General features: G+C 68.1%; 15 protein-coding genes. 9 read left to right on the forward strand and 6 right to left on the reverse strand.

Features of this window, described 5'->3' with window-relative positions:
* The first annotated feature begins 21 nt into the window (after window positions 1–21).
* From PAM7066_RS03755 to PAM7066_RS03765, 3 genes are all read left to right on the forward strand, one after another.
* Window positions 22–1,110, forward strand: a complete 1,089-nt coding sequence (locus PAM7066_RS03755) for an ABC transporter permease (protein WP_085852816.1) — start codon at window positions 22–24, stop codon at window positions 1,108–1,110.
* A gap of 25 nt (window positions 1,111–1,135) precedes the next feature.
* A complete protein-coding gene (locus tag PAM7066_RS03760) occupies window positions 1,136–2,065 on the forward strand; it encodes an ABC transporter permease (protein ID WP_085852817.1) in 930 nt (309 codons plus the stop codon).
* 120 nt (window positions 2,066–2,185) lie between these two features.
* Window positions 2,186–3,262, forward strand: coding sequence for a BMP family ABC transporter substrate-binding protein (locus PAM7066_RS03765; protein ID WP_085852818.1), 1,077 nt, complete (start codon window positions 2,186–2,188; stop codon window positions 3,260–3,262).
* A gap of 38 nt (window positions 3,263–3,300) precedes the next feature.
* Here the strand turns inward: PAM7066_RS03765 and PAM7066_RS03770 are convergent, their stop codons facing one another.
* Both PAM7066_RS03770 and PAM7066_RS03775 read right to left on the reverse strand, forming a co-directional pair.
* Window positions 3,301–4,125: a transglycosylase SLT domain-containing protein gene (locus PAM7066_RS03770; RefSeq protein ID WP_085853272.1), complete on the reverse strand. Its 825-nt coding sequence runs from the start codon at window positions 4,123–4,125 to the stop codon at window positions 3,301–3,303.
* 42 nt (window positions 4,126–4,167) lie between these two features.
* The gene (locus PAM7066_RS03775) at window positions 4,168–4,749 is read right to left on the reverse strand and encodes a transglycosylase SLT domain-containing protein (RefSeq protein WP_085852819.1); all 582 of its coding nucleotides are present in this window, start codon (window positions 4,747–4,749) and stop codon (window positions 4,168–4,170) included.
* Between the two features lie 169 nt (window positions 4,750–4,918).
* Here PAM7066_RS03775 and gatB point away from each other — a divergent pair, with 169 nt between their 5' ends.
* On the forward strand, window positions 4,919–6,433 hold the full coding sequence (gatB, locus tag PAM7066_RS03780; protein WP_085852820.1) for an Asp-tRNA(Asn)/Glu-tRNA(Gln) amidotransferase subunit GatB: 1,515 nt from the start codon (window positions 4,919–4,921) through the stop codon (window positions 6,431–6,433).
* 78 nt (window positions 6,434–6,511) lie between these two features.
* Here gatB and PAM7066_RS18840 read toward each other — a convergent pair whose 3' ends face one another.
* A complete protein-coding gene (locus PAM7066_RS18840) occupies window positions 6,512–6,670 on the reverse strand; it encodes a hypothetical protein (protein WP_175484576.1) in 159 nt (52 codons plus the stop codon).
* A 175-nt stretch (window positions 6,671–6,845) separates the two neighbouring features.
* Between PAM7066_RS18840 and PAM7066_RS03785 the strand changes: the two genes are divergently transcribed.
* A complete protein-coding gene (locus PAM7066_RS03785) occupies window positions 6,846–7,262 on the forward strand; it encodes a hypothetical protein (protein ID WP_085852821.1) in 417 nt (138 codons plus the stop codon).
* 6 nt (window positions 7,263–7,268) lie between these two features.
* Here the strand turns inward: PAM7066_RS03785 and PAM7066_RS03790 are convergent, their stop codons facing one another.
* Window positions 7,269–7,526, reverse strand: a complete 258-nt coding sequence (locus tag PAM7066_RS03790) for a BolA family protein (RefSeq protein WP_085852822.1) — start codon at window positions 7,524–7,526, stop codon at window positions 7,269–7,271.
* Window positions 7,527–7,600: 74 nt separating this feature from the next.
* Here PAM7066_RS03790 and PAM7066_RS03795 point away from each other — a divergent pair, with 74 nt between their 5' ends.
* Window positions 7,601–8,230, forward strand: a complete 630-nt coding sequence (locus PAM7066_RS03795) for a J domain-containing protein (protein WP_085852823.1) — start codon at window positions 7,601–7,603, stop codon at window positions 8,228–8,230.
* 76 nt (window positions 8,231–8,306) lie between these two features.
* On the opposite strand, the gene msrB is transcribed toward PAM7066_RS03795, so the two are convergent.
* Window positions 8,307–8,792 carry a peptide-methionine (R)-S-oxide reductase MsrB gene (msrB, locus tag PAM7066_RS03800; protein WP_085852824.1) on the reverse strand — a complete coding sequence of 162 codons (486 nt, stop codon included), beginning with the start codon at window positions 8,790–8,792 and terminating at the stop codon, window positions 8,307–8,309.
* Window positions 8,793–9,004: 212 nt separating this feature from the next.
* Here msrB and PAM7066_RS03805 point away from each other — a divergent pair, with 212 nt between their 5' ends.
* Window positions 9,005–9,979 carry an AAA family ATPase gene (locus PAM7066_RS03805; RefSeq protein ID WP_085852825.1) on the forward strand — a complete coding sequence of 325 codons (975 nt, stop codon included), beginning with the start codon at window positions 9,005–9,007 and terminating at the stop codon, window positions 9,977–9,979.
* Between the two features lie 280 nt (window positions 9,980–10,259).
* Here the strand turns inward: PAM7066_RS03805 and PAM7066_RS03810 are convergent, their stop codons facing one another.
* Window positions 10,260–11,051, reverse strand: a complete 792-nt coding sequence (locus tag PAM7066_RS03810; protein ID WP_085852826.1) for a hypothetical protein — start codon at window positions 11,049–11,051, stop codon at window positions 10,260–10,262.
* Window positions 11,052–11,204: 153 nt separating this feature from the next.
* On the opposite strand from PAM7066_RS03810, the gene cobT reads away from it, so the two are divergent.
* The gene (cobT, locus tag PAM7066_RS03815) at window positions 11,205–13,085 is read left to right on the forward strand and encodes a cobaltochelatase subunit CobT (protein ID WP_085852827.1); all 1,881 of its coding nucleotides are present in this window, start codon (window positions 11,205–11,207) and stop codon (window positions 13,083–13,085) included.
* Window positions 13,086–13,115: 30 nt separating this feature from the next.
* The gene (locus tag PAM7066_RS03820; protein WP_085852828.1) at window positions 13,116–14,915 is read left to right on the forward strand and encodes an aminopeptidase P family protein; all 1,800 of its coding nucleotides are present in this window, start codon (window positions 13,116–13,118) and stop codon (window positions 14,913–14,915) included.
* Window positions 14,916–14,959: the final 44 nt, after the last annotated feature.

The raw sequence follows: 14,959 nt of genomic DNA on the forward strand, positions 1-14,959 counted from the left end.
CCCGAAGACAGGAGCGCGCCGGTGATCGACCTCGTCAAACGCCCCCAACCCTCGCGCGCCTGGGCCTGGGCGACGCCGCTTCTGGCCGTGTTGCTGACCCTCATCGCCGGGGGCGCGATGTTCGCGGCGCTCGGCACCGATCCGGTCGCGGCGATCCGCACGATCTTCTACGACCCTCTCTTCAACCCGCAATTCGCCAGCTATTCGCGCCCGCAGCTTCTGGTGAAGGCCGGGCCGCTCATCCTGATCGCCACCGGGCTTGCGCTGGGGTTCCGGGCCGGGGTGTGGAACATCGGCGCCGAGGGGCAGTACATCATCGGCGCCATCTGCGGAGCGGCGGCCGGGCTGGCGCTCTACCCGTCCGAGTCCCGGTTCCTGGTCTTTCCGCTGATGATCCTCGCCGGCCTCGCGGGGGGCATCCTCTGGGCCATGATCCCGGCGATCCTCAGGACCCGGTTCAACACCAACGAGATCCTCGTTTCGCTTCTGCTGGTCTATGTGGCCGAGAGCATCCTGGCCTCGATGGCCGTCGGGACGCTGCGCAACCCCGAGGGCGGCGGGTTCCCGGGTTCGCGCAATCTCGGGCAGTGGGGCGCGTCGCAGAACCTCGAGCTGCTTCCCGGTACCGGCCTGCATTGGGGCCTGGTCGCGGCGCTGATCGCGGTGATCATGGCCTACGTGATCCTGCATCGCCACATGACCGGCGTGCATATCCGGCTGGCCGGCCAGGCGCCCCGCGCGGCGCGCTTCGCGGGCGTCGATCCGAAGCGGCTGGTGCTGTTCTGCTTCGCCGTCTCGGGCGGGCTGGCGGGGCTCGCCGGCATCTTCGAGGTCGCGGGGCCGGCCGGGCAGATCTCGATCGACTTCAACGTGGGCTACGGGTTCACGGCGATCATCGTGGCGTTCCTCGGGCGGCTGCACCCGGTGGGCATCGTGCTGGCCGGCCTCCTGATGGCGCTGACCTATATCGGGGGCGAGCTTGCCTCGTTCATGCTGAACATCCCGATCGCCGCGATCCAGGCGTTCCAGGGGATGCTGCTGTTCTTCCTGCTCGCGGTGGACGTTCTGACGAATTACCGCATCCGCATCGGCCGCGAGGCCCGCGCATGACCCCCCACCGCACCGGAGCGCGCCCATGGATCTAGGTTCGATCTCTCCTGCCCTGCTGATCGCGTCGCTGATGGTGGCATCGACGCCGCTTCTACTGGCAGCCCTGGGAGAACTGGTGGTCGAGCGGGCGGGCGTCCTGAACCTCGGGGTCGAGGGGATGATGATCGTCGGCGCCATCTGCGGTTTCGCCACCGCCGTCGAGACCGGGTCGCCGCCCCTCGGCTTCCTTGCGGGGGCCGCAGGTGCCGCCCTGCTGTCGCTGGTCTTCGCGGTGCTGACCCAGGTGTTCCTGGCCAACCAGGTGGCGACGGGTCTGGCGCTGACCCTGTTCGGGCTGGGGCTCTCGTCGCTGATCGGGCAGGGCTATGTGGGGATCAAGCCGCCAGGCACCGGGCGGCTGGACCTTGGCCCGCTGGCCGACATTCCTTTCCTGGGGCGCGCGGTCTTCAGCCACGACTGGATGGTCTATCTGAGCCTCGCGCTGACCGTCGTCATCGCATGGACTCTTGCCCGGACCCGCGCCGGCCTCAAGCTGCGCGCCGTCGGCGAGAACCACGACGCGGCCCATGCGCTCGGCCTGCACGTGGTCCTGACCCGCTTCGCCGCCATCGCCTTCGGCGGCGCGATGGCGGGCCTGGGGGGTGCGTATCTGAGCCTCGTGCGCGTGCCGCAATGGACCGAGGGCATGACCGCCGGCGCCGGCTGGATCGCGCTGGCCATCGTCGTCTTCGCCTCGTGGCGGGCCGGGCGGGTGCTGCTGGGCGCCTACCTCTTCGGTGGCGTGACGGTGCTGCAGCTGAACCTGCAAGCCGTCGGCGTGGCGCTGCCGGTCGAGTACCTGTCGATGTCGCCCTACGTGGTCACCATCCTGGTCCTCGTCATCATGTCCGCCCGCCGCGCCCGCGGCACCGCCGCCCCGGCGAGCTTGGGCAAAGCGTTTCACGCGACGCACTGATCGAAGCGACCGCCGGCAAACAGCCCAAGATTCAGGCACCTGCTGCCATTCTCACCCTTACGACGCTTGCGCCCGCCGCGGGGGGCGCACACTATCCTCATACCAACAGGGAGATTCCATATGCTTCGCAGAACACTGCTCTGCACCGCCGCGGCGTTGCTGGCCGCCCCCGCCTTCGCACAGGACGCCGCCGATCCGGTCAAGGTCGGCTTCGTCTTCGTCGGGCCGATCGGTGACGGTGGCTGGACCTACGAACACAACGCCGCGCGCCTTGCCGTCGAAGAGCATTTCGGCGACCAGGTCGAGACTGTCTACCAGGAAAGCGTTCCCGAAGGCGCCGATTCCGAGCGGGTCATGACCCAGATGGCGCTGTCGGGCGCCGACCTGATCTTCACCACCTCGTTCGGCTACATGGACCCGACGATGAACGTCGCGGCGAAGTTTCCCGACGTGAAGTTCGAGCACGCGACCGGCTACAAGACGGCCGAGAACGTGGCGAACTACTCGGCCCGCTTCTACGAAGGCCGCGCCGTCCAGGGCCTGATCGCGGGCGAGATGACCGAGACGAACAAGATCGGCTATATCGGCTCGTTCCCGATCCCCGAGGTCATCCGCGGCATCAACGCCGCGTATCTCGCTGCCAAGAAGGTGAACCCGGATGTCGAATTCAACGTCATCTGGGCCTACACCTGGTTCGACCCCGCCAAAGAGGCCGATGCCGCCCGCGCCCTGATCGAGAACGGCGCCGACGTGATCCTGCAGCACACCGACTCCACCGCGCCTCAGGCCGCGGCGGCCGAGGCCGGCAACGTCATCACCTTCGGCCAGGCGTCGGACATGAGCGAATACGCCCCCATGCCGCGGGTCAGCTCGATCATCGACAACTGGGCGCCCTACTATATCGATCGCGTTCAGGCGGTGGTCGACGGCACCTGGGAAAGCCAGTCGGTCTGGCAGGGCATCGGCGACGGCATGGTCGAGATCGGCGAGATCTCGGACGCGGTGCCCGAGGACGTGAAGGCCGACGCGCTCGCGCTGAAAGAGCAGATCGCCAGCGGCGAAGTGCACCCCTTCACCGGCCCGATCAATCGTCAGGACGGCACGGAATGGCTGGCCGAAGGCGAGACGGCGGATGACGAGACCCTGCTCGGCATGGATTTCTACGTCGAGGGTCTGTCGGGCGATATCCCCGACTGACTGATCGCAGGAGGCGGTCCCGGATCGCCTCCTGCCACCTACCTGACGGGCCGGCGCAGCACGGGGCTGTCGCTGAACCGCGGCAAGTCAGCCGAAATCGACAGGGGCGGCTCGCTCTGCACGACGGGGCCGGAGGTATCCGAGGCCGGCGGCAGCGACGGTCCGGTCTCGTCGGGGCGCGGCAGCGGGGGAACCTCGTCGACCACCGGCCCCATCACCAGCGCGTCCGGCACCGGCCTGCGCAGCGGGCGCGGGCTGACGCTGATCTGGCAATAGGGCTGGGCGCGAAGCCATTCGCGCATCTCGGTCCGCTTGGCGGTGGATCGCATCGGCCCCCAATCGGCGGAGACGCCGCTCCAGCGCGGGGTTTCGGCGTGAATCACGCCGTCGCGGGGAACGGTGCGGGCCATGATCCGGATGGCGCAGGACAGGTTCGCCGACCCGTTCTTCAACTCGTCCCCGCTATCCGCCACGCACCCATACCCGCGGGCCGTCGCCGGCAGGATCTGCAACAGCCCGTACCAAAGCCCCCCGCCCCCGACTGCGCCGGGTCGCCAGCGGCTTTCATGCTTGGCGAGCGTCGACAGGAACCCGACCCAGAAGGCGCGCCGGTCAGCCTCCGAGGCGCGGGCGTAGCCGGGGCACCAGCGCTGGATGTCGCGGGGAGTGTGGTCGACCAGGCGCCTTCCGTGCTGCTTCAGCGCCGCCATCGCGGCAAGCGACCAGCGGTCGCTTTCGGGGCGGAAGTCCCACATCGTGACGGGCACCGTCTCGACATAGGGGCGCGGCTCGGGACGGGGAATGTCGGCCGCCCAGAGGGGCTGACCGAGGCAGGCGCAGAGGATCAGGGCCAGACGTCGCATCACGGAACCTAGCCCGACCGGGGCGGCCAAGGCAACGGCCGCTCAGGCCGTCGGCGCCTTGCAGTAGGGCTGCGCCCGGGTCCAGGCGGCCATCTCGGCGCGCTTCGAGGACGAGTGGAACGGGCCCCAGTCGCGCATGCCGGTATTGACCGAGCCGCGCTTGGTCACCTGCGCCGCCGCGATCCGCACGCCGCAGCTGAGGTTGGCGACCGGGTTCTTCAGCGCCGAGCCGGTCGTCGCGGCACATCCATAGGCGCGCGCGGTCGAGGGCGAGATCTGCACGAGGCCGAACCACGAGCCGCCGCCACCGACGGCTTCGGGGCGCCACGTGCTCTCGTGCTTGGCGAGCGCCGAGAAGAGGCCGGCCCAGAAGGCGGCGCGTTCTTCCTCGGTCTTGTTGGCGTAGTCGGGGCACCATTCGGCGATGTCGACCGGGATCATCGCGGGCAGCGCCGCCCCGTGGGACTCCAGCGCATTCAGGGTGCCTTCGGTCCAGGTGCCGGCGTCGGGGCGGAAGTCCCAGCGCATCGTCGGCACCGTGCCGGCGGTCGCATCGGCCTCGGGGGCGGTGGTGACGCAGGCCGACAGGCCGGCGCAGGCGAGAAGAACCGTGATGAAGCGCATGTGTCTGAAATCCAGGCACCGGCCCTCGAGGCGGCCGGCACCGGTTCCCTAGACCAATGGCCGCCCGCAAAGAAAGTCTGACGGTTGCAGGTCGGCAACGGATCGCTCAGTTGCGCTTGCGCTTCGGCAGATATACGACGCGGGCGGTACCAGACCGGAGGGATGCGCCATGCTCGACCTGACCTACGAAGCCCCGACCGCCAAGGTCATCCAGGGCGCCAAGGACGACTGGGAGCTTGTCATCGGCCTCGAAGTCCACGCGCAGGTGGCCAGCCAGGCCAAGCTGTTCTCGGGTGCCTCGACCCAGTTCGGCGCCGAGCCCAATTCCAACGTCGCCTTCGTCGATGCCGGAATGCCGGGGATGCTGCCGGTCATCAACAACGGCTGCGTCGCGCTGGCGGTCAAGACGGGCCTGGGCCTGAAGGCGGCGATCAACCTGCAATCCGCCTTCGACCGCAAGAACTACTTCTACCCCGACCTGCCGCAGGGCTACCAGATCAGCCAGCTCTACCACCCCATCGTGGGCGAGGGCGAAGTGCTGGTCGACATGGGCCCCGGCGTCGCGCGGCTGGTGCGGATCGAGCGCATCCACCTCGAACAGGATGCCGGCAAGTCGATCCACGACATGGACCCGAACAACTCGTTCGTGGACCTCAACCGCACGGGCGTCGCGCTGATGGAGATCGTCAGCCGCCCCGACATCCGCGGCCCCGAAGAGGCCGCCGCCTACATCCTCAAGCTGCGCCAGATCATGCGCTACCTCGGCACCTGCAACGGCGACATGCAGAACGGCAACCTGCGCGCGGACGTGAACGTGTCGGTCTGCCGCCCCGGCGACTACGAACGCTATCAGGAGACCGGCGATTTCGGCCATCTGGGCACGCGGTGCGAGATCAAGAACATGAACTCCACCCGCTTCATCCAGCAAGCCATCGAGGTCGAGGCCCGTCGCCAGATCGCCATCATCGAGGACGGCGGCAAGGTCGTGCAGGAAACCCGCCTCTTCGACGTCGAGAAGGGCGAGACGCGGTCCATGCGCTCGAAGGAAGAGGCGCATGACTACCGCTACTTCCCCGATCCGGACCTCCTGCCGCTCGAGATCGAGCAGGACTGGGTGGACGAGATCGCGGCCACCCTTCCCGAGCTGCCGGACGAGAAGAAGGCGCGCTTCGTCACCGAATACGGCATGACCGAATACGACGCGGGCGTCCTGACCGCCGAGGTCGAGAACGCCGCCTTCTTCGAAGAGGTCGCGAAGGCCTCGGGCGACGGCAAGGCCTCGGCGAACTGGGTCATCAACGAGCTGTTCGGGCGTCTCAAGAAGGACGATCGCGACATCGCCGACAGCCCGATGGGTGCACAGCAGCTCGGCACCATCGTGGCGCTGATCAAGCGGGGCGACATCTCGGGCAAGATCGCCAAGGACCTGTTCGAGATCGTCTATTCCGAGGGCGGCGACCCCGCCGCGATCGTCGAGGATCGTGGGATGAAGCAGGTCACCGACACCGGCGCGATCGAGACGTCGGTGGACGAGGTGATCGCCGCCAATCCCGACCAAGTCCAGAAGGCGCAGGCCAACCCCAAGCTCGCCGGTTGGTTCGTCGGCCAGGTGATGAAGGCCACCGGCGGCAAGGCCAACCCCAAGGCCGTGAACGAGATCGTGGCGCAGAAGCTGGGCCTCTGACACGACGAAGGCGCGGCCCCGACAGAGCCGCGCCTTCCGAAAATGGCAGTGCCGGACGCCCGATCCGGCAACTTGGCCTCAGTCGTCGATGGCGGTTTCGTTCTCGAAACCATCGGTCGGCTGGGCAATCTGCTGGCCGAGTGTCTCGTTGGTCGTGCCGTAGGTGGCGTCGGTCGTGCCGGCGGTGTTGCACGCGGCGAGAATGCCGAGGCTGGCGAGGACTGCGAAGAAGCGCATTGGGGATTCCTTTCCTTCGAATAGAGTTAGCACGGCAACGGCCTGTGTGATCATGGGTTCCACGGAAATGTCGGGGGGGCGGATTCCCCGCGGGAATCGTTTCGCGGCTGCCACCGGGCTTGCGCCTCCGGTTGACCTTGCCCTAGACCCCGTTCGGTAGCGAACCGAGGGTGCCATGTCCTATTTCGAATATCGCGTCGTGCCGGCGCCGAAATCCGTCCCCCGCGTCAAGGGCGTGAAATCGCCCGAGGGCAGGTTCGCCGTGTCGATGGCCGAGGCGTTGAACGCCGAGGGCCGCGACGGCTGGGAATTCCAGAGCAGCGAGACCATCGACACCGAGGTGAAGGGCGGCCTGTTCTCGAAGAAGAAGATCGAGCGGCTGAGCGTGCTGGTCTTCCGCCGCTGGGTCGAGACCGAAACCTACGAGGATCAGCCGCCCCGCGCAGCCGAACAGTACGCCCCCGATCCCGCTCCGCGCGAGGCCGAGGCTGCGCTGGACGACACCGGGCAGTTTCGCCCGACCCTGTCGGCCCGCCGCGACGACGCGCCACAAGGCAGCGCGCCGTCGCTGACCCCGCCGCGGCGGGACTGAGCGCCCTCAGCCGTCCGCGTCGATGGCCAGCGCGTGGATGCGCCCGACCAGCTCCGGCCCCAGCGCGGCATGGATCGCCCGGTGGCGCGCCACGCGGGACATGTCGGCCAGCTCGGCTGCGCGGATCCGCACCGCGAAGTGGCTCTCGCCGCCCGCGGGTGCGCCGGCGTGGCCGGCATGGAGCGCCGACTCGTCCTCGACCTCCAGGTCGCGTGGCGAAAACCGCTCTTCCAGCCGTGATTTGATCTCGTCGGCAACTGCCATTAGACAACCTTTCCTCTTCCCCTCTGGGGTCAGATCTCTAAACTCTCGTATCCGGACAGGACAAGGAGCCATCCATGTCGAAAAGCGATCCCTTCGGATTCGATATGCGCGTCTCGGCCGCAAAGAAGAAGGCTCCGCGCGGCAAGCGGGGCATGTCCGGCGCGTTCGAGACCTCGACCCGCGGGTGCGAGCACCCCGGCTGCGAGGAAAAGGGCGTGTATCGCGCGCCCCGCTCGCCCGACCATCTCGACGAGTACCTGTGGTTCTGCAAGGATCACGTGCGCGAATACAATCTGAAGTGGAACTTCTTCAACGGCACCACCGAAGAGGAATTTTCGGACCAGATCTCGCAGGACAAGGTCTGGGGCCGCGGCACGAAGCCCTGGCGCTCGGACGAGCACAAGGCCTGGGCGCGGCTTGGCGTGGACGACCCGCACCAGGTGCTGGGCAAGAACGCCACGCAGAACCCCGGCAAGTCGGCGACGGGCGGTTCGACCAAGCGCCTGCCCCCGACCGAGCGTCGCGCGATCGACATCCTCGAAGCCAAGGACCACTGGACCAAGGCCGAGATCCGCAAGTCCTACAAGGGGCTCATCAAGGTGCTGCACCCCGACATGAACGGCGGCGACCGCAGCCAGGAAGAGCAGCTGGCCGAGGTCGTCTGGGCCTGGGATCAGATCAAGGACAGCCGGAACTTCACCTGAGGGTTGTCCGTCCGGCACAAACAAAATGGCGCGCCCGGGCCTCCGGACGCGCCATTTTCGTGTCGGTGCAGGGGCCTCAGCCCGCCAGCGCCTCGCCGGAGCCGGCCGGCTCGAACCGCATCGCGATGCCGTTCATGCAGTAGCGCTGGCCCGTCGGCTGTGGCCCGTCATCGAAGACATGGCCCATGTGGCTGCCGCAGCGGTCGCAGTGAACCTCGGTCCGGGTGGTGAAAAGCCCGCGGTCGGGCTTCGTTCCAACGGCATTTTGCAGCGGCGCCCAGAAGGACGGCCAGCCGGTCCCGGATTCGAACTTCGTCTCGGAGGAATAGAGCGCCTGGTCGCAGCCCTTGCAGTGGTAGGTCCCGCTGGCCTTGATCTCGTTCAGCGGCGACGAGAAGGCGCGCTCGGTGCCCATTTCGCGCATGACGGTGTATTCCGCGTCCGTCAGGCGCTTGCGCCATTCGGCCTCGGAAAGGCTCACCTCGAAGCCCGCGGCCGCGCGGGCCATCGGTGCGGCAAGGGCGAAGGCGGTCGTGGTCGTCAGGAACATGCGGCGGTCCATGGGTCCTCCCGGGATCTGGCCTTGGTGCAAGGGAAATATGGGGACCCGCTCGGCCAGTTGGAGCATTACTGGCGAGGATGTGAACACCGCCTGCCCCGCCACGCAACGGCAGCCCGAAATTCCGCTTGGCCTTGCAGGCGCGGGGCATATGTTGCACCACGCCGCACGCTAGACACACGCCCCGGAATGGGCCGGGAGACAAGGAGCCGCACATGGCCGACGGAACCCTCGACATCAGCGCCATCCCGAAGACCGAGATTTCGGTGCGCGAGACCTTCGGCATCGACACCGACATGGTCGTCCACGGCTTCGCCGAACCCTCCGAGCGTGTTCCCGCCCGCGACGAGACCTACCGCTTCGACGCCGACACCACGCTCGCCATCCTCGCCGGATTCGAGCACAACCGCCGCGTCATGATCCAGGGCTACCACGGCACCGGCAAGTCGACCCACATCGAACAGGTCGCGAGCCGTCTGAACTGGCCGGCGGTGCGCGTGAACCTCGACAGCCACATCAGCCGGATCGACCTGATCGGCAAGGATGCGATCAAGCTGAAGGGCGGCGTGCAGGTCACCGAATTCCAGGAGGGTATCCTTCCCTGGGCGCTGCGCAACCCGACCGCCATCGTCTTCGATGAGTATGACGCTGGCCGCGCGGACGTGATGTTCGTGATCCAGCGGGTGCTCGAGGTCGACGGCAAGCTGACGCTTCTCGACCAGAACGAGGTGATCCACCCCCACCCGTTCTTCCGCCTCTTCGCCACGTCGAACACCGTGGGCCTGGGCGACACGACCGGCCTGTATCACGGCACCCAGCAGATCAACCAGGGCCAGATGGACCGCTGGTCGCTGGTCGCCACGCTGAACTACCTGCCCCACGAGGCCGAGAAGGCCATCGTTCAGTCCAAGCTGCCGCGTTTCGACGAGAAGATCATCGGGCAGATGGTCACCGTCGCCTCGCTGACGCGGACGGCCTTCATGAATGGCGAGTTGTCGACGGTAATGAGCCCCCGGACGGTGATCGCCTGGGCGCAGAATGCGGAGATTTTCGGCAATATCGGATATGCCTTCCGCCTGTCGTTCCTGAACAAGTGCGACGAGCTGGAGCGCGAGACAGTGGCCGAGTTCTACCAGCGCTGCTTCGACGAGGAACTGCCTGAAAGCGCGGCGAGCGCCTCGCTCGGCTGACCGTCCGCAGGCTTAACCGCCGCGAAAGGCGCGCGCCCGCATACCCCCTCGGCGCGCAGCAGGAAGATCAGCGAGACCAGAGGGCCCGTCCGGCCTGGCAATCGGACAGGCCTGTCCACGGTTCTCACCGGTGAGACCATTGGCCGGGGGTGACGCCCCGTCCGACCCTCGCGACATGGCGGCGCCGCCTTTCCCGCGCTCCGATCGCATCACCATACATGGAAGCACCCGGGCCGACGGATGTCGGCACCGGGCGTTCGGCGTGGCCAAGGTGCACCTGTCACTGGCTGCGGCGCATCAGTTCTTCGACGAAGGCTTCGGGACTGACACCGGGCGGAAGCACGATGACCGAACCGCCGGACCCTTGCGACGTCCCGCTGCTCTGCTGCGAGCTTCTGTCGCCCTGCTGGGCGTTGCCTTCTCCCCGCTGCTGGGGACGCTCTTCGCCGCGCAGACGGTCACGCTCTTGCCGGTTCATCTGCTGCTGCATGTGCTGCATCACCTGCTGCCGGCCGTCCGAGAGGCCGCTCAGATAGCCCTGCCGGTAGCCGCGCTCGTAGATCTGCTGGGCGAACCCGTCGAGGTCGAGCATCATCGCCCGGCTCTGCGACTCGCTGGCCTGACCGGAACTGCCCGCCTGACCCATCTGGCCCGCCTGACCCATCTGGCTCGACTGGCCGGTCTGCTGGCCCTCCAGGGTGTTGATGTCACCCTCGGGCGGCTGAATGTCGCCGGGGGTGTTGCCCGCGGGGTCGGAGTTGGTCCCCGCACCCTGGGTCTGGTTCGTGCCGTCGGTGGCGGGAACGTCTTCGGCGTCCATCATCTCTTCCAGGGAACCGTCACTCGACTGTTCACCGGTCGCGGTCGCGTCGGCCGACGGGTCTGAACCCGTCGTCGACGGGCCGAGCTGTGCCGCGTCGAGCACGTCCTGAACGGGGGTCACGCCATCGCCCGACGTGCCGGTCTGGGCGTCGCCGGTGGCGGTGTCCGTCTGCGCGAATGCGGTGGGGGCAGACAGCGAAAGCAGCGCGACCATTGCGGTCGTGCCGAGACATTTGATCGAAATAGGCATCTCTCTCCTCCAGGATACGGAACAAGAAAGACGCGGCCACGTCGCCCTCTCAACCGTCGCCTCGCCGATTTGTTTCCTGCTTTCCTGCGGCACCTCCTCGCGCGTGGGCCCTGCGCCATTGTGCCTGCCGCGCGACCGACTAGATTGAGCGACATGAGCACCCGCGACGACAATCCCGCCGACCCGTTCAAGAAGGCCCTCGCCGAGGCCACGCGCACCCTCGCCAACGATGCCGAGATGGGCGTGACCTTCACCACCGATCCGGCGGGCATCTCGAACGACGGGCTGCGCCTGCCGCAGATCTCGCGCCGGATGACCCGCGAAGAGGTGATGCTGGCGCGCGGCACCGCCGACAGTTTCGCCCTGCGCCGCCGCTTCCACGACGCCTCGACCCACACCCGCTACGCGCCGCCGGGCGATCTTGCGCGCGAGATCTTCGAATCGATGGAGCATGCCCGCTGCGAGGCGATGGGCGCCCGCTCGATGCCCGGCACCGCGAAGAACATCGACACCAAGATCGAGGCCGAGGCCGCGCGCAAGGGCTACAAGTCCATCGTCGCCAAGGAAGAGGCCCCGCTTTCGGTCGCGGCCGGCTACCTGATCCGCCAGATGGCGACGGGGCGCGACCTGCCCGAGGGGGCCGAGCATGTCGCCAACCTCTGGCGCCAGCACTTCGAAAAGCAAGCCGGCAGCACACTGGAATCGTTGCAGGACGCCCTGTCCGACCAGTCGCGCTTCTCCCGGATGGCGCGGCAGGTGATCGACGACCTGGGCTATGGCGACCAGCTGGGCGACGACCCCGACAGCGAGGGGGACGACGACGAGGGCGACGATGCCGAGGCCGAGCCCGACGAGCAGGACCAGCCCGACGAGACCGGCGGCGACCAGGAAGACGGCGACGACCAGGAGGCCGCCCCCGACCAGAGCCAGGAGACCCAGCAGGACGAAAGCCAGGCGCAGGTTTCGGCCGACGACATGGCCGACGCGTCCGAGGGCCAGGAATCCGACATGCCCGAGGGCGACGAGGCGCAGGACCCCCCGCCCCCGCAGCCCGTCTCGGACTTCGACATCAACTACCGCGTCTTCACGCAAGAGCACGACGAGATCATCCGCGCCGAGGATCTGGCCGAACCGGCCGAGCTCGAGCGCCTGCGCGCATATCTCGACAAGCAACTCGAACCGCTGAAGGGCGCCGTCTCGCGCCTTGCCAACAAGCTGCAACGTCGACTTCAGGCAAAGCAGAACCGAAGCTGGGAGTTCGACCGCGAGGAAGGCATCCTGGACGCCGGCCGACTGGCCCGCGTGGTCGCGTCGCCCACCACGCCCCTGAGCTACAAGGTCGAGAAGGACACCGAATTCCGCGACACCGTCGTGACGATCCTGCTGGACAACTCGGGGTCCATGCGCGGCCGCCCGATCTCGATCGCGGCGATCTGCGCGGACGTGCTGTCCCAGACGCTCGAACGGTGCGACGTGAAGACCGAGATCCTGGGCTTCACCACCCGCGCCTGGAAGGGCGGACAGTCGCGCGAGGCGTGGTTAGGCGAAGCCCGCCCCGCCCAGCCCGGCCGCCTGAATGACCTGCGCCACATCATCTACAAATCCGCCGACGCGCCGTGGCGGCGGGCGCGGGCGAACCTCGGCCTGATGATGAAAGAGGGCCTGCTGAAGGAAAACATCGACGGCGAGGCGCTGGAATGGGCGTTCCGCCGCCTCGCCGGACGGCCCGAGCAGCGCAAGATCCTCATGGTGATCTCGGACGGCGCGCCGGTGGACGATTCGACCCTGTCGGTGAACCCGGCGAACTACCTCGAGAAACACCTGCGCGACGTGATCGCCATGGTCGAGCGCAAGAAGGCGGTCGAACTCTGCGCCATCGGCATCGGCCACGACGTGACCCGCTACTACGACCGCGCGGTGACGATCACCGATGCCGAACAACTGGCCGGTGCGATCACCGACCAGCTTGCCGCCCTGTTCGAAGTCGACAAGCGCAAGCGCGATCGCTGGATGGGCCGCCGCAAGGTCGCCTGACGAAACCACACAGAAAGACGAGGGAACGCGATGTTCCAGACCTTCGAGACCGCGGGCGAGCGCGACAAGGGCCCCGAGCGGCTGGCTGCGGTGCGCGCGGCGATGGCCGAAGCCGGGCTCGACGCCCTGCTGGTCCCCCGCGCCGACGCGCACCAGGGCGAGTACGTAGCCGACCGCGACGCGCGCCTGCGTTGGCTGACCGGGTTCACCGGCTCCGCGGGTTTCTGCGTGGTGACGGCGGACGCGGCCGGCATCTTCGTCGACGGGCGCTACACCGTGCAGGTGAAGGAGCAGGTGGCCTATTGCTTCACCCCCGTCCCCTTCCCCAAGGTGAAGGCCGGCGACTGGCTGGCCGAGCATCTGGGCCAGGGCGCCCGAGTCGGCTTCGACCCGTGGCTCCACACCCGCGCCGAGATCGAGTCCCTGCGCGACCGCCTCGCCCCCGGCATCGGCGTCGTCCCGGTCGAGCCGAACCCGGTGGATGCCGTCTGGACCGACCAGCCCGCCCCGCCGCAAGGCCCCGTCCGCCTGTTCCCCGACGACATCGCCGGCAAGACCCGCGCCCAGAAGATCGAGGAGATCTGCGCCGCGCTCGACGCCGCGGGCCAGCATTTCGCCGTCCTGTCCCTGCCCGACTCGATCGCGTGGCTTCTGAACATCCGCGGCAGCGACATCCCCCGTAACCCGGTCCCCCACGCCTTCGCGCTGATCGAGGCCGGCACCCGCGAGGTGCGCCTCTTCATCGACGCGGCCAAGCTGGGCGACCTGGACCTCGGCCTGCCGCTGTTCCCGCCCGAGTCCATCGTGCAGGCCCTGTCGCAACTGTCGGGGCCGGTCCGGATCGACCGCGACAGCGCGCCCTACATCTTCGGCCACGCGCTCGAGGAAAGCGGCGTCGAGATCGCCTGGGCCTCCGACCCCTGCCTACTACCCAAGGCGCGCAAGACCGAGGCCGAGATCGCCGCCACCCGCCTCGCCCACCTGCGCGACGGGGCGGCGATGTGCGCGTTCCTCCAGTGGCTGAGCGAGACTGAAACCCGCGTGCTGGATGGCGCGCGCGTGACCGAGATCGACGTGGTGACCGCGCTCGAAGGCTTCCGGCGCGAGGCGGGCGCAGAGGACATCTCGTTCGAGACCATCGCCGGCAGCGGACCCCACGGCGCCATCGTCCACTACCGCGTGACCCACGACACAGACCGCGCGCTGGTCGCGGGCGAGCCCCTGCTGGTGGATTCGGGCGGCCAGTACGAAGATGGCACGACCGACATCACGCGCACCGTCGCCATCGGCGCGCCGACGGACGAACAGATCGCCGCCTTCACCCGCGTGCTGAAGGGGATGATCGCCCTCAGCCGCGCACGCTGGCCCAAGGGCCTCGCCGGGCGCGACCTCGACGCGCTGGCCCGCGCGCCGCTCTGGCGGCATGGGCTGGATTACGACCACGGCACCGGTCATGGCGTCGGGGTCAACCTTTCGGTCCATGAGGGCCCGCAGCGGATCTCGCGCATCTCGACCACGCCGCTGGAGGCGGGGATGATCCTGTCGAACGAGCCGGGCTACTACCGCGAGGGCGCGTTCGGCATTCGGCTGGAAAACCTCGTGGCGGTCGAACCGGCCCACGACCTGCCGGGCCAGGACGACCGCGAGATGCTGTCCTTCGAGACGCTGACCTGGGTGCCCATCGACCGCCGCCTGATCGACGTCGCCGCGCTGTCGCCGGGCGAACGGGCCTGGATCGACACCTATCACGCGGGCGTCGCCAGCCGCATGGCCGGGCGTCTGACGCCGGAAGTGGCCGAGTGGGTCGGCCGGGCGACCGCGCCGCTATGAGCCTGCGAAAGGTCTTGTTTGATGCCGCGCGGCTGGTAAGGTCG

Source organism: Palleronia marisminoris (genome assembly GCF_900172315.1).
GTDB classification, from domain to species: domain Bacteria; phylum Pseudomonadota; class Alphaproteobacteria; order Rhodobacterales; family Rhodobacteraceae; genus Palleronia; species Palleronia marisminoris.